General features: G+C 66.6%; 12 protein-coding genes and 1 tRNA gene. 5 read left to right on the top strand and 8 right to left on the bottom strand.

Annotation, left to right across the window (positions count from 1 at the left end):
• Window positions 1-3 precede the first annotated feature (3 nt).
• Entirely contained in the window at window positions 4-828 is an 825-nt protein-coding gene (locus HHL11_RS05510; protein WP_169417420.1) for a class I SAM-dependent methyltransferase, read from the bottom strand.
• Here HHL11_RS05510 and HHL11_RS05505 point away from each other — a divergent pair.
• From HHL11_RS05505 to HHL11_RS05495, 3 genes are all read left to right on the top strand, one after another.
• The gene (locus tag HHL11_RS05505) at window positions 827-2,773 is read left to right on the top strand and encodes a RiPP maturation radical SAM C-methyltransferase (RefSeq protein WP_169417419.1); all 1,947 of its coding nucleotides are present in this window, start codon (window positions 827-829) and stop codon (window positions 2,771-2,773) included. The genes HHL11_RS05510 and HHL11_RS05505 overlap by 2 nt on opposite strands.
• Before the next feature lie 46 nt (window positions 2,774-2,819).
• Window positions 2,820-6,704 (top strand): PAS-domain containing protein, encoded by a 3,885-nt coding sequence (locus HHL11_RS05500; RefSeq protein ID WP_169417418.1) that lies wholly within the window; start codon window positions 2,820-2,822, stop codon window positions 6,702-6,704.
• Between the two features lie 94 nt (window positions 6,705-6,798).
• Window positions 6,799-7,143, top strand: coding sequence for a PepSY domain-containing protein (locus HHL11_RS05495; RefSeq protein ID WP_169417417.1), 345 nt, complete (start codon window positions 6,799-6,801; stop codon window positions 7,141-7,143).
• 24 nt (window positions 7,144-7,167) lie between these two features.
• Here HHL11_RS05495 and HHL11_RS05490 read toward each other — a convergent pair whose 3' ends face one another.
• On the bottom strand, window positions 7,168-8,151 hold the full coding sequence (locus HHL11_RS05490; RefSeq protein ID WP_169417416.1) for a Bug family tripartite tricarboxylate transporter substrate binding protein: 984 nt from the start codon (window positions 8,149-8,151) through the stop codon (window positions 7,168-7,170).
• A 115-nt stretch (window positions 8,152-8,266) separates the two neighbouring features.
• Entirely contained in the window at window positions 8,267-9,586 is a 1,320-nt protein-coding gene (locus tag HHL11_RS05485; protein WP_240980015.1) for a porin, read from the bottom strand.
• A gap of 260 nt (window positions 9,587-9,846) precedes the next feature.
• Here HHL11_RS05485 and HHL11_RS05480 point away from each other — a divergent pair, with 260 nt between their 5' ends.
• Window positions 9,847-10,842 (top strand): ABC transporter substrate-binding protein, encoded by a 996-nt coding sequence (locus tag HHL11_RS05480; RefSeq protein WP_169417415.1) that lies wholly within the window; start codon window positions 9,847-9,849, stop codon window positions 10,840-10,842.
• On the opposite strand, the gene HHL11_RS05475 is transcribed toward HHL11_RS05480, so the two are convergent.
• From HHL11_RS05475 to HHL11_RS05455, 5 genes are all read right to left on the bottom strand, one after another.
• A complete protein-coding gene (locus tag HHL11_RS05475) occupies window positions 10,839-12,212 on the bottom strand; it encodes a sensor histidine kinase (protein ID WP_169417414.1) in 1,374 nt (457 codons plus the stop codon). The two genes, HHL11_RS05480 and HHL11_RS05475, sit on opposite strands and share 4 nt — an antisense overlap.
• Window positions 12,212-12,883, bottom strand: a complete 672-nt coding sequence (locus tag HHL11_RS05470; RefSeq protein ID WP_169417413.1) for a response regulator — start codon at window positions 12,881-12,883, stop codon at window positions 12,212-12,214. Before HHL11_RS05470 ends, HHL11_RS05475 begins: the two co-directional genes overlap by 1 nt.
• Window positions 12,884-13,394: 511 nt before the next feature.
• Entirely contained in the window at window positions 13,395-15,215 is a 1,821-nt protein-coding gene (locus HHL11_RS05465) for a tetratricopeptide repeat protein (RefSeq protein ID WP_169417412.1), read from the bottom strand.
• A 3-nt stretch (window positions 15,216-15,218) separates the two neighbouring features.
• Window positions 15,219-16,400, bottom strand: a complete 1,182-nt coding sequence (locus HHL11_RS05460) for a protein kinase domain-containing protein (protein WP_169417411.1) — start codon at window positions 16,398-16,400, stop codon at window positions 15,219-15,221.
• A gap of 164 nt (window positions 16,401-16,564) precedes the next feature.
• A tRNA-Ile gene (locus HHL11_RS05455) sits at window positions 16,565-16,641 on the bottom strand.
• A gap of 80 nt (window positions 16,642-16,721) precedes the next feature.
• On the opposite strand from HHL11_RS05455, the gene HHL11_RS05450 reads away from it, so the two are divergent.
• A complete protein-coding gene (locus HHL11_RS05450; protein ID WP_169417410.1) occupies window positions 16,722-17,456 on the top strand; it encodes a hypothetical protein in 735 nt (244 codons plus the stop codon).
• Window positions 17,457-17,469 lie beyond the last annotated feature (13 nt).

Here is a 17,469-nt window from a genome sequence, read left to right as displayed (position 1 = left end):
GCCTTACTTCAGCTCCCACGGGCTCGTGACGGAGCCGAACGTGAGCACGTCGTTGTGCGGCACGTAGTCGTGCGGCTGGATCTTGATCCAGGCGCGGCTGTTCTGCGCCTTGTTCTTCTTGCCGTGCGCGGTCTCGGTGAGGTTGATCAACTGGAACTCGCAGCTGCGCACGAGCCGCTGCATGGCATCGACCTCCTGCTGCGACGCACCGTCCACCAGGTGGCGCGGGATCTTGCCGGCCTGCAGGCTTGCCACCACGTACCGCAGCAGCAGCCATGCATGGTTGATCGTGCCGGCGCGGTCGATGAAGATGGACGCGTAGTCGCTCACGCGCGGCAAGTAGTACTTGAGCAGCGCGAGGCAGCCTTCGGCGTGCGAAGGCGTCGCGTCGGCAAACAACATGTCGACTTTCTGGCCGGGGTCGAAGAAGGTTTCGCCATCCAGCGTCATTTCCACCAGCGACAGGCGCTCGGCCAGGCCGAGGCGGTCGCACAAGGCGTGGATGAAATCCGGATACGAAATCGTGGACTCGCCATAGCCGCCGGCGTACAGGCAGGGACCGCGGACCACGTCGCTGTCCCAGTCGCTGCCGTTGTCGACGGTCCAGAGCCGGCCATGCCCGTTCTCGTGCAGCGCCTGCGCCGCCATCAGCGCGGTGGCCGCGCCGCCGCAACCGAGTTCGACGACCGTGGCGGGCCGGTCCATGCGGACCAGGCTGTAGAGGAAGTGGCAGAAGTTCTCGGTGCCGTACAACTCGCCGACGGTTCGTGCCTCGGGCGACTGGCGCCGGCTGATGTAGGCCTGCACGGTGCTCGGAGCGTCTGACATGGGCCACCTCCCGGCGGCATTCTCGGCGGCGCCCGTGGTGCTGGCAAGCATGCCCTTCGGCATCCTGCACAGCCCTTCGCTGGCGCTGGGCATCCTGCAGGCGCGGCTGGCGGGCGCCGGCATCCGCACCGCCTGCCGGCACTTCACCATCGACTACGCGGCGCGCATCGGGACGGCGGCGTACCAGCGCGTGGCCGGCGGCTTTCCGCGCACGACGTCCCTGCTCGGCGAATGGATCTTCAGCCACGCGATCCGCCCGAAGACGCCCGCGCAGCAGGAAACTTACTTCCGCCACGTGTTCGGCGACTACGCGGCGGCGCGCGGCGTCGAGCAGGAACTGCGCATCCGATCGATCGAGCAGATCCTGGGATGGGCGGAGGCGGCCGGCGACTTCGTCGACTATGCGGCGCGCGAGATCCTGGCGTACCAGCCGCGCATGGTCTGCCTCACCTCCGTGTTCGAGCAGAACCTGGCCAGCATCGCGCTGGCGCAGCGGCTGCATGAGATCGCGCCCGGCGTCACCGTCGTGATGGGCGGCGCCAATTGCGAAGGCGAGATGGGGCGGGAGCTGGCGCGGCGCTTTCCGTGCATCGACGTCGTCGTCTCGGGCGAAGGCGATCGCGTCATCGTGCCGCTGGTCGAAGGCTTGCTGCGCGGCGAACGCTGGCAAGACATCGCCTCACTGGCGCCCTTGGTCGACCCGCAGGCGAGCGCCGGCAACTTCCTGCAGGCGCGCATGGTGCACGACCTGGGCGACCCGCCGCGCCCCGACTTCGACGCCTACTTCCACGACCTCGCGCAGCGGCCCAGCGTCGGCGCCGGCCTGCCGGTCGAAATCCCGATGGAGTCGTCGCGCGGCTGCTGGTGGGGCGAGAAGCACCACTGCACCTTCTGCGGCCTGAACGGCGCGACCATGGGCTTTCGCAGCAAGGCGCCCGATGCCGTAGTGCGCGAGGTGCAGGCCTATGCGGCCAGCTATCCGGGCCGCAAGATCGCCTTCGTCGACAACATCATGGACAGCGGCTACTTCGCGACGCTGTTGCCCGAACTGGCGCGGCTGGAGACCGGCACGGAGTTCTTCTACGAGATCAAGAGCAACGTGACGCGCGCGCAGGTCCGCGCGCTGCGCGACGCCGGCGTGCGGCATATCCAGCCCGGCATAGAAAGCCTCAGCGACCACGTGCTGGGCCTCATGAAGAAGGGCGTCAGCGCCATGCAGAACCTGCAGCTGCTGAAGTGGTGCATGGAATACGCGGTGCGGGTGGACTGGAACGTGCTGTGGGGCTTCCCGGGCGAGTCGCCGGAAGACTACGAGGCGATGGCGCGCATGGTGCCCTGGCTGGTGCACCTGGAGCCGCCGGCGCGCGGCTCGCGCATCCGGCTGGACCGGCACAGCCCGAATTTCAAGGAGGCCGAGGCCTTCGGCTTCACGCGTGTGCGTCCATATCCGGCTTACGGGTTGGTGCATGACGGCTTGCCGGCACAGGCCGTGGCCAAGCTCGCTTACTTCTTCGAGGCCGACCATGCGCTGGATGCGCAGGTCGATGCGTACACGCGTCCGCTGGCCGAGGCGATCGCCTGCTGGCACGAAGTGCACGCCCGCAGCACCTTCTTCTCGCTGGAGCGCGAGGGCGCGGTGGTACTGGTGGACACCCGGCCGGCGCGCACAGGGCCGCAGACCCGCGTGCTCCAGGACGTGTCGGCACAGCTGGTGATGCGCTGCGACACGGCCCGCACGGTGAGCGGCCTGGCGCGCGAGCTGCCCGAATATTCGCCCGCGCGCATCCGGGAAGAACTGGATGCGCTGTGCGCGCAGGGCGTGGTGTGGAGCGATGGCCGCCGCTACCTGGGCTTGGCGGTGGCCTTCACCACCTTCCTGGAATCGCGGCGGCGCGGCCGGCTGGAGCAAGGAATGGATGCGATGCTCGCAGCCGCGGGCACATGACCCTATCATCGGTGCCGATGCCTCACCCGAACGCAGGCGCCTGCCCTTGAACAACGCGACTCCGACGCCCAGCAGCCAAGCCTCCACCGATCCGGAACAAGACTGGGTCCGGTACCTCCACGTGCAGGCGGAAGTCCTGGACGGCATCGAAGTCGCCATGTGCGCCTTCGACCTGGCCGATTGCGCCGTGGCCTGGAACCGCACCTTCCTTCGGCTGTTCCCGGAGCACGACGGCCACATCACCCGCGGCGAACACTACAGCGTCAACCTGCGGCGCTTCTACGAAACCCGGCTCGATGCGTCCGAGATGGGTGAGGTCGAGCGCTACATCGAAGCCGGCGTGGCCCGCCACCAGCAGCAGGCGCAGCCTTTCGAGTTCGACCATCGCGGCCAGCGGGTCCAGGTGTCGTCGCTGCAGCAGCCCGGGCTGGGCCGCATCCGGGTGTGGCGCACGCTCGCGCCCCTGGCGGAGTCCAGCGCGGTGACCGGCTTCGCGACCGGGCTGGGGCACGAACTGCTCGAATACGTGCCCGACGCCCTGGTGGTCTGCGACCGCGACGGCGCGATCGCCTGGGCCAACGCGAACTTCTTCGCCCTCTTCCAACTGCAGGACCGCGCGCGCGTGCTGGGATCGACGGTGGAAAGCCTCTACGTCGGCGCCTGGGGTGGCGCCAGCGCGGCCGACCTGGCTCGCCGCGACCAGGGCCTGCGCACGCTGAAGGAGAACCTGCGCTTCGCCGGCGCGCCCTTCGAGCTGGCCTTGCCGGGCGGAGCCTGCTGCCGCGTCATCGCGCGGCCGGCGCGCGACGGCGCCATGTTCTACGCCTTCGTCGACATCTCGGCGCTGAAGCGCTACGAAGCCGCGCTGCAGCTGACCCTGGACAGCGCGGCGCGCGGCATCATCCGCTACGACGCCAGTGGCCGCATCCTGCTGTTCAACCGCCAGGCGCGCGAACTGCTGGAGCTGCCGGAGGACCTGCTGAACGGCCGGCACAGCATCGGCGACGTCGTGCGCTTCCAGCAGGAGCGAGGCGACGTCGACGCGATCGAGCTGGCCGGCGGCGCCCAGGATTCGCTGCCATCCGACATCTACTCGAACGGCAAGTACCTGCGGCGCACGCACAACGGCCGCGTGCTGGAGGTCGTCACGCTGGCCCTGGCCGAAGGCGGCGCCGTGCGCACCTATTCCGACGTGACGGCGTATTTCGAGGCGCAGCAGGCGCTGTCCGAAAAGACCCACGCCCTCGAGATCACCCTGGACAGCATGTCGCAAGGCATCTCCGCGATCGACCGCGACGGCCGGCTGGTGTTCTGGAACCGGCGTTACCAGGAGCTGCTGCAGCTGCCTGCCAGCCTGCTGGCGGGCAAGCCCACGATGGACCAGCTGGTCCGCTTCCAGATCGACCGGGGCGATTTCGGCCCGGATTTCTCGTACGTCGACGCCGTCACGCGCGGCTACGTGGCCAGGGGGGACCGGCTGTCGGCATTGACCGGGCCCGAGACCTACGTGCGCAAGACGCGCGACGGCCGCACCTTCGACGTGACCACCCGCCCCTTGCCCGATGGCGGCGTCGTGCGGACCTTCACCGACCTCTCGGCCTACGTCGCCTCGCAGGCGGCGCTGGCGCGCAAGGAAGCGCAGCTGAGCGCGCTGGTGAACAACCTGCCGGACCGGGTCTGGCTGAAGGACCAGGACGGCGCCTTCGTGCTGTCCAACCCCGCGCACCGCAAGTACCACGGCGTCACGGAGCCGCAGGTACTCGGGCGAACCGGGGTCGAGCTGTTCGGCGAGGAGAAAGGCGCGCGCCAGGCGGTTTCGGACGAACAAGCCCTGCGCTCGCAGCAGCCCGTGGCCTTCGAGCAGTTCGAGTTCGGGCCCGATGGCGAGCTGCGCTGCTCCGAGGTGGTGAAAGTGGCGATGCGCGACGAAGAGGGGCGCTGCGTAGGCCTGCTCGGGATCGCCCGCGACATCACCCGGCGCAAGCAGGAGGAAGCCGCGCTGATCGCAGCGAAGGAGGAAGCGCTGCTGGCGAGCGGCGCCAAGAGCCGTTTCCTTTCGAGCATGAGCCACGAGATCCGCACACCCATGAACGCCATCCTGGGCATGCTGACGCTGCTGCGAGGGACCGAGCTGACGGCGCGCCAGGACGACTATGCCGGCAAGGCCGAAGGCGCGGCGCGTTCGCTGCTGAGCCTGCTGAACGACATCCTCGACTTCTCCAAGATCGAGGCCGGGAAGATGCGGCTGGACATGCATCCGTTCTCGCTCGAAGGCCTGCTGTCGGACCTGTCGGTGATCCTCTCCAGCAACCTCGGGCAGCGCGACGTGGAAGTGCTCTACGACCTCGACCCGCAGGTGCCCGACCACCTGGTCGGCGACGACATGCGGCTGCGGCAGATCCTGATCAACCTGGGCGGCAACGCCATCAAGTTCACGGAGCGCGGCGAAGTCGTCGTCGGCACGCGGCTGGTGGAGCGCGATGCGACGCACGCCACCATCGAATTCAGCGTGCAGGACAGCGGCATCGGCATCACGCCCGAACAGCAGCAGCGCCTGTTCGGCGAATTCGTGCAGGCCTCGGACGAAACCGCGCGCCAGTACGGCGGCACCGGGCTCGGCCTGGGCATCTGCCGGCGCCTGACGGAGCTGATGGATTCGCGGCTGCACCTGGCCAGCGCTCTGTCCAAGGGCAGCCGCTTCTGGTTCACGCTGCGGCTGCCGGTGAGCGCTGTGGTTGCGGACCCGGTGGATATGCAGGAAGCGCGCGTGCTGATCGTCGACGACAACGCGATGGCGCGCGACACGCTTGCAGCCTTGTGCCGCGGTTGCGGCTGGCAGGTCGACACCGCCGCGACAGGGCGCGAAGCACTGACACGCATCACGGCCTCCGCGGCCGCGGGCCTGAGCTACCAGGCCGTGTTCGTCGACTGGATCATGCCGGAGCTCGATGGCTGGCAGACCTGTGCGCGCATCCGCGCCTTGTCGCTGCCCGAGGACACGCCGCTGGTCATCATGGTCACCGCACATGGCCGCGAGATGCTGGACCAGCGGGCCGCGAGCGAGCAGGCGCTGTTGCAGGGTTACCTGGTCAAGCCGGTGACGGCAGGCATGTTGCGTTCGGCGCTGGCGCGGGCGCGCCATCCCGGCGAGCCTTCGCCTGCTCCGCGTCTCGTGGCTCCTTCGCAGGGCTTGGCAGGCATGCGGCTGCTGCTGGCCGAAGACAACCTGGTGAACCAGCAGATCGCCATCGAGCTCCTGGAGCGCAGCGGCGCCGCCGTCGAAGTGGTCGTCAACGGCCAGCTGGCGGTGGAGCGCCTGGCCGGCGGCGGGCGCTTCGACGCGGTGCTGATGGACGTGCAGATGCCGGTCATGGACGGCTTGGCGGCCACGCGCGAGATCCGCAAGGCTATTGGTCCTGCGGACTTGCCGATCATCGCCATGACCGCGAACGCGATGGAGAGCGACCGGCAGGACTGCCTGGCCGCGGGCATGAACGACCATGTGGGCAAGCCCTTCGTAATCGAAGAGGTGGTGCGGACCGTCCGCCGCCACGTGCTGCCGGACGAAGATTCCGCGTGGGCGCCGGTCAGCCCGGTGCCTGATCGCGCCACCGGCACTTTCGACCGGCGCATCGCGCTCGAGCGCCTGGGCAACGACGAAGGCCTGCTGCGCTCCGTGCTGCCGGTGTTCCGCGACAACCTCCAGGGTGCGCTCGCGACGCTGGCGAGCGCGACGGCCACGCCTGAAGACCTGGCGAGGTTGATGCATTCGCTGAAGGGCATGTCGGCGAATGTCGGGGCCGAGGGACTGGCCGGCGATGCTGCGCGCCTGGAGGAGTGCCTCAGGCGGGGAGGCGGCGCGGGCGGTCGCGAGGCACAGTCGGTGGCGGAGGCGATCCGGGGGATCCTGGTCGCCACCGAGCGGTGGTAGCCCGGCCTGCGTCCTCAGGTCCATCTCAGGAGCCCCGCGCATGATCCCGCCGCGCGCCGCCATCGGGGCAGCGTGACGACCGATGGAGTCCATGATGCTCAAGCCCACCTTCCCGGCTCTGGCCCTGGCCGGCGCCCTGTCCCTCACCCATGCTGTTGCCGCGGAGCCGTCCCAGGCGCAATTGCAGGCGCAGGCCCGGATCGGCCAGGACCAGGCCGAACGGACGGCCCTGGCCCTCGTGCCGAACGGCAAGGTTCACAGCTCCGAGCTGGAGCGCGAACACGGCAAGCTGGTCTGGTCGTTCGACATCTCGCAGGACGGCAGCCGCGACATGACCGAAGTCCAGGTCGACGCCCTGACCGGCAAGGTCGTTTCGAAGAAGAAGGAAAGCGCGGCGCAGGAGGCGGCCGAAGCCGCCAAGGAAGCGCGGGGCAAGTGACGGCAAGCGCCCGGCGCGGCCCCTTCAATCCGCCGTGATGTTCTTTTCCTTCACCACCTTGCTCCAGCGCACGGTTTCGCCGTTCACGAAGCCCTGGAATTGATCGGGCGTGCCGCCGCCGATGATGTTGCCCGGCTCCTGGATGGCCCTGGCGATCTCGGGATCCTTCAGCGCCTTGTTGGCGGCGTCGTTCAGCTTGTCGATGACCGCCTTGGGCGTCTTCGCCGGCGCCACCAGGCCGAACCAGTTGGACATGGCCATGTTCTTCAGGCCCATCTCGTCGAGCGTCGGCACGTCGGGCAACTGCGGCAGCCGCTTCTCGTTCGCCACGGCCAGCGCGCGCATCTTGTGCTCCTTGATATGAGGCAGCACCGCGGGCGCCATGTCGAACATGAAGCTCACCTGGCCGCCCAGCAGGTCGGTCGTGGCCGGGCCGCCGCCCTTGTAGGGTATGTGCACCATCGGCACGCCGGTGGCCGAGGACAGCAGTTCGCCGGCCAGGTGGTAGGCGCCGCCCACGCCGGCGGAGGCGAAGGTGATCTTGTCCGGGTGCGCCTTGCCGTAGCTCACGAGGTCCTGGAAAGTTTTGAAGGGCGAGTTCTCGGGCACCACCAGCACCAGCGGCCCACGCTCGATGAGGATGATCGGGGCCAGGTCCTTCGCGGGGTCGAAGGGCACCCTGGCCATCATCGCCTTGTTGACGGACAGCGGCGCGAAGTTGCCGATGCCGAAGGTGTAGCCGTCCGGCGCGGCCTTGGCGATCAGGTCCGTGCCGATGTTGCCGCCGCCGCCGGCCTTGTTCTCGACGACGATCGTCTGGCCCAGGGTGGCCTGCATCTTCGCGGCCAGCATGCGCGCGCGCGTGTCGGAGCTGCCGCCCGGCGCATACGGAACGACCAGGGTCATCGTCCTGGCCGGGAACCTGGCGGCATCCTGCGCGTGCGCGCCCGCGCCGGCCAGCGCCAGGCATGCGGCCGCAAGCAGGCGGGTCGCGTTGAGTTGGCTCATCGGAGTCTCCTATCAGTGGAATGCTTGCAAGAAAAATCGGGGATGCGCCGGGGCGCATCCCCGCAAACGGGAACGCCGTGCCTTGGAGAAAATCTGGCGTCAGGGAGCCATCAGGTCAGAAGCGATAGCGCATGCCGACGCCGAACTCGGTCTGCGTCTTGAAGCCATGCGCCTGCGCAGCCAGGTAGGTGCCGGTGGTGCTCAGGTGGTCGGCCGCCAGGTAGAACTCGGTGACCTTGTCCAGGTGGTAGAACGCCGAGCCGTACAGCGTTTTGCGGTCGCCGCTGGCCACGCCGGTGATGCCGCTCGTGTCGCTGTAGGCGTTCTGCACGAAGCCGCCGGCAGTGCCTGCGTTGTGCGCGCGCATGACCTGGTAGCCCAGTTCATAGTCGAAGGCGCCCGCGGGGGTGAGCTTGGTCGAGACCGTCCAGGCGTTGTCCTTGCGGTCGCCGAAGTGGCCGCCCTGCTCCGCCGTGTAGTGGAAGTAGCCGGCATTCAGGCGCACCAGCGGCGTGACCTGCACGTTGCCGCCGATCGATTGCGTGCGATGTTGCAGGTTGGCGATGTTGGCGTCGGTCAGGAAGCCGGCCACGGTGAAGTGGTCGCCGTTGTACGCCAGCGTGCCGGTCTTGGTGGAGCCGGTGTTGAAGCTGCCGGGGACGTCGCCGAACTGGTAGCCCAGGCCCGCGACGACGCGGTCGAAGGCCTTCTTCCAGACCACGCCGCGGTCGTAGCGGGTGCCGGTGGCGCTGCCCGCGTAGAAGATCATCTGCTTGAAGTTGTTGTTGTTGGTGTAGCCGCCTTCGTCCAGGTTGGCCTTGGCCGGGCCGTAGGGATCGCCGTACACCGCCGACCCCGCCGGGTCGCGCGCCAGCGCGTTCTGGCGGCCGATGGTCAGCTTGCCCAGCGACTTGCTTTGCACGCCCAGCCAGGCGTCGCGGTTGAACAGGTTGCCGGGCGTGTCCATCTCGCCGGTCTGCGACTCGAATTCGCTTTCCAGCCGGAAGATCACGCTCAGGTCGCCCGAGGCGACATGCTGGCCGGTCAGGCCCCAGCGGTTGCCGCTGAACCAGGACACCGGCGGCGTGGTCAGGCGGTTGCCCGCCGCGTCGGCATGGTCCTTGGTGACCAGGGTGATGTCGATCAGGCCGTACAGCGTGGCGCTGTTGGCGCCGCTGGACACGGTCAGCGGGCCGCCGGCGGCGGGACTCGGGGCGGCTGCGGCGGTCGCGGCTGCGTCCTGGCGCGCCCGGGCCGCGGCGTCCAGCGCCTGCTGCAGGGCGGCCTGCGCCTGCTTGGCGGCATCCTGGGCCTGGGCGGCAGCGGCCTGGGCCTTCTGCACCTCCACCTGCAATTGGGCGGTGCTCTGGCCGTGGGCCACCACGGATGCCAGCCCCAGCGCGGCGCCGGTCAGGGCGATTCTTTTCTTGGTCATGAAGTGTGGTTCTCCTCGAGGTCTGTCGATGCGGCCCTCGCAGGCCGTCTGTTGGCGCCGGGTTCAGCTCCGGCAGCCGGGCGAACTCTAGGGAGCCATCGCTTTCCATCCGCTTTCGACGCAGGCAGGAGTTCCCCCTGTGACGACGGGCCGACAGCGGGAGCTTTCGAAAGCGGATCGAAAGGTGCCGTGCGCTAAGCTGGCGCGGGGACCAGTCCGTGGCCGGTCACCGGATTTCCAGAAAGACAAAGGAGACGACGATGCGACGCGCACTGGGGCCGCTGCTCGTGGTGCTGGCGCTGGCAAGCGGAATGGCCGGCGCCGGGGAGGCGAAGACGATCCTGATCGTGGCCGGCACCGAGAAGCAGATCTTCCTGCCGGCCATCCTGGCCGAGCGCCTCGGCTATTTCCGGGACGAAGGCCTCGACGTGGAGCTGCAGAGCGAGCCCTCGGGCGTGCGCGCCGCCGATGTCCTGCTGGCCGGCTCCGCCCATGGCGTCATCGGCTCCTACGACCACACGATCGACCTGCAGGCCAAGGGCAAGTCGGTGCAATCGGTCGTGCAGTTGGCCATCGCGCCAGGCGAGGTGGAACTGGTGGCCTCACGCGCAGCCGACCGCATCCGCTCGCCGGCCGATTTCAAGGGCGTGGCCCTCGGCGTGACGGGCCTGGGTTCGTCGACGAGCTTCCTGACGCAGTACCTGGCCCTGACCCATGGGCTTCGGCTGGCCGACCTGAACCTGGTGCCGGTGGGCGCCGGCGCCCCCTTCACGCAGGCCATGCGCCAGGGCCGGATCGATGCCGGCATGACCACGGAGCCGACGGCCTCGCTATTGCTTGCCAGCGGCGATGCGAAGGTGCTCGTGGACCTGCGCACGCCGGAAGGCACGCACAAGGCGCTGGGCGGCCTCTATCCCTTTTCCTGCCTGTACATGGAGACGCGCTGGATCCGCAAGCATCCCGAGCAGGTGCAGAAACTGGTCAACGCGTTCGTGCGCACGCTCCGGTTCATGGCGGGACATTCCGCGGCGGAAATCGCGGCGCAACTGCCGCCGGAGATGCTGGGTGGCAACCCGGCGATCTACGTCCAGTCACTGGCCGGCAGCAAGGCGATGTTCACGGCGGACGGCCTCATGCCCGAAGCCGGCCCGGCGACGGTGCTGCGCGCGCTGCAAACCGTGAACTTCGCGGTGCGCAACAAGCCCGTCGACCTGCGCGAGACCTACACCACCGATTTCGTCCGGGCCGCGCACTAGCTGGCCGCAAACGCCACGCGCACCAGCAGACCGCGGCCGCCGGACGCGGTCTCCAGCGCGATGTGCGCATCGTGGCTGCGCACGATTTCCCGCACGATCGCGAGCCCCAGCCCGCTGCCCTCCGAATCGCTGTCGTGGAGGCGGTAGAAGCGCTCGAACACGCGTTCGCGCTGCGCTTCGGGAACGCCGGGCCCGTTGTCCTCGACCTGCAGCGCAATGCCGCCCTCGTGCGGCTCGACGGACACGTTGACGATGCCGCCGCGCGGCGTGTAGCGCAGCGCGTTGTCCACGAGGTTGGCGACCAGTTCCGCCAACAGGCGCGCGTTGCCTTGCACGAGCGCCGCCCCCGCGCTGCCCTGCCAGCCCAGGTCGATCCCCCGCTGCTGGGCGCTCAGGGCCATGGTCTCCAGCACCTCGTGGGCGACGGCGGCCAGGTTGACCGGCACGCGCTCCGACTGCGTTCCGGCCGCTTCCGCCCGCGTGAAGGCGAGCAGCTGCTGCACGGCGTGGATGCCATGCTGGACGCTGGCATGAATGGCTTCCAGCGCCTCCTGGCGAGCGGCGGGCTGCGCATTGCGCAGGGCGTAGACCACCTGCGTGTTCAGCAGCGTCAACGGGGTGCGCAACTGGTGCGAGGCATTGGCGATGAAGCGGCTGTGCGCGTCCATGTGCCGGTCCAGGCGCTCGGCGTAGTCGTTGACCGCGTCGACCAGGGGCTGCAGCTCGGTCGGCACGCGCGCCAGGCCGATCGGCTCCACGCCGCCGGGGCTGCGCGCCAGCACGCGATCGCGCAGCCGCAGGATGGGCGCGGTCGCGTGGCGCAGGCCCAGCCAGAGCATCACCGCCACCAGCAGCAGCAGCGCCAGCTGGCGCGCGAGCGTGGCACCCCACAGTTGGCGGGCGAACTGCTCGCGCCCTTCGCCGGTCTGTGCCACCTCGATTTGTACGGCCGCCTCCTGGCCGGCAAAAACCGGTTGGGCGAATGCCACGACGCGCACCGGGCGCCCCTCGACGGCGGCGTCAAAGAACACCGCGTCTTCGGCCGCGGGCAGGCGCGCCGGCAGGGGCAGTTCGGCCGATCCGGAAAGTAAACGGCCGTCGGCCCCCGAGGCCCGGTAGTACACGCGATCCAGGCTGGGCGACGCGAACATCTCCAGGGCCGCCGGCGGGATCACCACCTGCACGACTCCGTCCTCCAGCCGCACCTGCTCGCCGATCACGCGCGCGGCGCCGAGCAGCAGCCGCTCCTGCATCAACAGCGCGGTGTCCTGGCTGCTGCGATAGGCCAGGCACCCGTCCAGGGCGCTGACCACGGTCAGGGGCAGCAGCAGCCACAGCAGCAGCTTCGCCCGCAGGCTGCCCGCGGCCATCAGATGCCGTCGTGCCGCAGCAGGTAACCCAGGCCGCGCAAGGTGACCAGCGAGGCGTCGCAACCGTCCATCTTGCGCCGCAGGCGGTGCACGTAGACCTCGATGGCGTCCGGCGAGGCCTGGTCCTCGATCGAGTAGAGCGATTCGGCGAGCGCCTGCTTGCTGACCGTGCGGCCCGCCTTGAGCATCAGTGCCTCGAGCACCGCGCGTTCCCGCGGCGTCAGCGCCAGCGGCCGATCCGCCACCGAGAACAGGCGCGTGTGGCTGTCATAGGCCAGGTTGCCGCAACGCAGGACCGGGTTCTTGCTGTGCGCCCCGCGCCGCAGGAGCGCGCGCATGCGCGCCTCGAGTTCGGCCATCTCGAAGGGCTTGGCCATGAAGTCGTCCGCACCGCCGTCGAGGCTGCCGACGCGATCCTTCATCGTGTCGTGGGCCGTCAGCACCAGCACCGGCATGTTGTCATCGCGTTGCCGCAGCCGGCGCAGCACCTCGTCGCCGGTCATCCGGGGCAGGCCCAGGTCCAGGATCACGCCGTCGTAAGACTCGGCCGTCAGGCGCCGGTTGGCGTCCTCGCCGTCGTAGGCGCACTCGACGACGTAGCGCTCGCGACCGAGCGTGCGGGCCAGCCATTCCGAGAGGGAGCGATTGTCTTCAACGAGCAGGATGCGCAAGATTCGTGTGGGCTCGGCAAGGGTTTGCGTCGGGCGCGCGCGTTGCCGGCGGGCAGGCTGCCTGGACCGGTTGCGCATGGCGCGCGCGACTCTACGGGGGGTGCTGTTAAGGCGGCGTTAAGTCGCGTGGGCACGCGGCTTCCTGTTGGCGTGTCGGGCTCCGGCCTTCCGAGGCGGGAGGAATCTGTTTCGAAATCGCGCTCACCAGGCATCGAGGGCCGAATGCTTCATGGTCTACCGTGGGTCCACGTTGACGATCAAGCGGACGGAGACATCCGCGCCGACCTCCTTGGCGACACCGAGATCAAGCCGTCGACGCGGGTTGAAGTCTGGGCCTCGTATTGGCGAATCCGCCAGTTCTCGCCCATTGGCCAGCCGCCGGTCACTGTCTGGCGGGAATTGCGGCGCGTTCGCGAATCGCACGCGCGAGCGGCGGCCTGGACAAGTTCATTTCTGGCCCATTCGGCCTTGCTGCACTGACTTCGCCACGAGGGTCAACACAAGTGGGACTCTATCCAATCAGCTTGAGTAGCGCGGTTGCCTGATTCGCCAGACCTTCTTCGCCTCCATGCTCATTCGCAGCTCGCTTCAGCAGGCGGACCGCCTTACGGGCGTCGTCGCCCATTAGAGCCTTACCAAGCTCTAAGCTCAGCTTCTGACGAATTCGCGCTTTGTCATGCGGCCGCACCGCGAGACCAATCGCCTCGGAGTAGAGCTGTTCAGCGCCTTCTATGTCGCCTTTGCGCAGGCGCAGAAGACCAGATGTGGCAGTTGGGTACGGACTCTTGTGAATCTCAGATGAAATCGCCTGGAGATAGATTTGAGCCTGTTCTAGCCTTCCAAACTCTGCAAAAACAAACGCGATGTTGTTCAACAGCCTTACGCGCATCTCTTTGTTCGGAATAGGTCCGTGCAGCGCGTATTGAGAGAAGCTCTCTGCGAGCTGAAGCGCTTTCGAGCCATTCGGATCATGCAGCGAATGCAGCGTAAGCAGATCGATGGCCATTCCGGCCCTAAGTTCCGCATTCGAATCGCTCCATGAGAGAACCTCTTCGCCGAACGCAATCGCATCACGAATGAATCGTGACTTAACCAGAGCTCTCAGCTTTACCTGGAAGATCCCTGCAAGATCCGTCCTAGCAGCGAACTTTCCAAGGTCCGCCGAACCGACCGCGGCGTTGACATACGAAAGAACTTCGCCTGGCGGCCGGCTTTCCGCAAGCAGAATTGCCAGGTTTGTTGTCGCGAGGCAGAAGCCGTCATCCTCGGGCCCAGTCCCTACTTGTATGGCGTGTTTGAAGCACGCCGTGGCTCTATGGGAGTCACCCTTTCTGTAGTAGGCGACGCCAAGATTGTTCCAAACCTCACTGTCTTCCTTAAGGCTCGCCTGTCTCTTGGTCGCGGCGATTGCCTCGCCAGCCTCCCCAACTTCCAGCAGACTTCGCGCGAGACGGGCCCAAACAGCGGCGTTCGCCTGCTCGAACTGAACCAAGTAACGCAAACTCGGCACAGCATCTTCATTGCGACCTAGTGCGTGCGCTACGTCCGCCAAAAAGATGACGGCGTTTGTACTCAGAGGGTCGAACGATACAGCGAGCTTGAGGCTCTGCAGCGCCTTTTCCTTCTGGTGTAACCGCACATATGCGACCGCCATATTCGTGTGCAAGGCGGCTGAATTCGGGCGTCGTTCTGCCGCAATTCGGAAGCTCAGTATCGCCTTCTCGTACTCCCCACCCCAGAGCCTCAGCGCACCTTCGAACAGTCTCGCACCATAACTAAGGGGGTCTGCAGAGAGCGCAGTTCTCACGTGCTCCTCCGCACGAGCAATGTCTCCCCGCACCGCGAGCAAGCCTGCAAGGCGCAAATTTCCGTAGACATCGATTCGAAGGTCTCTCGTCAGGAGTCTCGACTCCGCCTCCGAGTCAAGCCTCCTTGCCAATAGGTTTTCAATGACGCGGTTCGATAGGAATTGGTCCGCATCGAGCTCCACCGCCTTGTCCAAGTAGTTAGCTTCCGCCTCAAGGTCGCCAGCGATCGACGCGAGATTCGCAAGTCGATTTAGATAAGTAGACGACTGCTGAAATTTTTGCCGTTTGGACAGTAACCGTGCTGTTTCAGCATGCACGCTTTCGAGTAGCGAGGCTTGCGCCAACAGGCCCCAATTCTTGATAGAAAAGTGCTTGCCTTTTAAGGCCTCAATGTCCGCCATATCTTCGTATGGAGGCATAACGAGAGATAGAGGCGAAACGCCATCCTCGTTGATCACAACCTCCACAGGAGAGGGCTCGACCACAAGGGCTTTGACCTCACTGTTCTGGTCATTAGTTTCCATTCTTCAGCCCTCGATGTGGTTTCGGTTTGCCAGCGACTGACGGAGTCGATTCTCCCGCCGTTTGATCTTCTCGATGCGGTTGGCTCGCGCATCCTGGGCCTGCTTTATCCGCCTCCGACACGCTTTCTCGTTAGCAAGCACCGCTAAAGCGGACCTCAGCCTAGCGTGAATCCACTGCAGCTGAGGTCGTCTGCGATAGTCGATGTTTGTAAGAGCAAAAAGGATCTCATTGACCAGTCCTGCTATGCCCGGAGGAATATCGCTCCCGGCTCCGTTCACCGCTACCGGAACAAGCGAGTTTCCAAGAGCGGCCAATGTTCGAATCCAATCGTCCTCTTGTTGTCGGTCAGAGGTGGTTGGACGCACGCCAGTACGCATTGCTAGGAGCATGGCCGGGTATCCAGGATTTTTTGTCAGCAGGGCATTGAAGTAAGAGTCCTTATTGAAGAGCTCGAAAAGCATACAGCCAAGAGCGTAGACGTCAGTGCGAGGGGCGACTCTTCGATTCCCAGCAAGGCCGCACTGGCTCTCGGGGGACGCATAGAACAGGTGTCCGACTTGGTAGGTGTAACCTGCAGCGATCTGTGGCGATGTGTACCGGGCAGCTGTTCCGAGATCAATTGCGACTACGGCAGGCTGCCCTCCGTTCCGCAACAGCCGCATGTTGTCCGGCTTCAGATCGCGGTGGAAGACTTCGTGTGCGTGGAGAGTCGCCACTGCCGACACAATCTTGGCGAACAGCCTCAGCTTCTCCTGCGCCGAGTATTGCTGCTGGCACAGAAAGTACCCGTCGATCTCTTCGTCGATCCATTCGATTGCGAAATACTCACACGGGAACGGGACCGTTCCGCCGGTCGCCACGGTCAAAGGCAGGTTGTATGTGGTCCGCCCTGCAGCCAGTTGGAGGCAACCCGGCACTCCCAGAAGGCCCTCCAAAATTTGATGCTCTCGCCTGAAGGCCTCTAGACGGTAGGTGTCCATCATGCCTTGCGGATCAAAAAACTTCAGGGCGACATCTGTATCGGTGGTCTTGTCTCGCGCTCGAAATACGAGGGAGAAGCAGCCCCGCCTCTGGTCAACTACCGAGTTGTAGTTCACCAGCTTCATCTGCTCAAATCGTCCGTCGAGGGTTACCAGTGCCTCGATGGCGTCGACCAGGAACTGGCTTGTCGGATGTAATGGCATTCGCGCTCACCACCGCCTGTTCTTGACTGCTGATCCGTATTCTGCCCCCAAGCCAGGGGCATAGCATCGCCCAATAGGAGTCTCGTTTCGATGACACCTAGGCTACATGCACGCGATCCATACCAGATTGCTCCTGTTTTGCAGCAGGAAATCGCGTATTTGACTGGTAGGCCGTGCTGGACTTGAACCAGCGACCAAGGGATTATGAGTCCCCTGCTCTAACCAACTGAGCTAACGGCCCGCCAGCCGGGATTGTAGGGGGCCGGACATACGGCCTTGGTCCCATTCAAACGGCAAGCCGCCGGCACGAACATCGCAGAGATGTGGCTCATCCGTGCCGGCGCCCTGCCCCCGCTGCTGCTCGTGGCGGCTGGCGGCGCCTGCGCCGACGAAGGCCCGCGCTGGGGCGTGGAGCTGAAGCGCCAGAACACGGGCCGCGGCACGCCGGAGGAGCAGACCAGGACCACCCTGCGCTTCGAAAGCTACGCCACCGGCCCCTTCGTCCTGGTGCGGCTGGACCTGCCCTTTCCCGACGCCAAGCAGGATTTCGGCGGCAGCCCCTTCGACCCGCGGCTGGGCGACATCAAGCTGCGCGCCGATCCCCAGCCGCTCCGGCTCGGCGACGTCCCCTGGACGCCACGCGTCGAACTGACCATGCCCACCGCCAACCCGGACAGCCTCGGCGCCCGCAAGTGGCAGCTCGGTCTGGGCGCCCGCACCTCGGGGCCGCTGGCGCAGCAGTTCACCTACGGCCTGCTGCTGCAGCAGAACCTCGCCGTCGCCGGCGCCTCCGACGCCAAGGACATCAACAACACCAAGGCCGAACTGGAGGTGCTGGACACCTGGGCCAGCGGCCATTCGCTGAAGTTCACCCTCAAACCCGTCGTCGACTGGGTGATGGACGGCCAGACCGGCGCCGTCGCCGAGATCGAAGGCGGCCGGCGCTTCGCCAACGGCTGGCGCTGGACCCTCATGGGCGGCCTGCGCGCCTGGGGGCCGGCCGTGGCCGGCACCTACGGCAAGCGCATCGAGCTGACCGTCGGCCACCGATTCTGAGCTAGGGGACCCG

Origin of the sequence: Ramlibacter agri, from assembly GCF_012927085.1 — a bacterium.
Classification (GTDB): Bacteria; Pseudomonadota; Gammaproteobacteria; order Burkholderiales; family Burkholderiaceae_C; genus Ramlibacter; species Ramlibacter agri.
The sequence above is the reverse complement of the archived record's forward strand: the minus strand, read 5'-3'. Positions and strand labels throughout refer to the sequence as shown.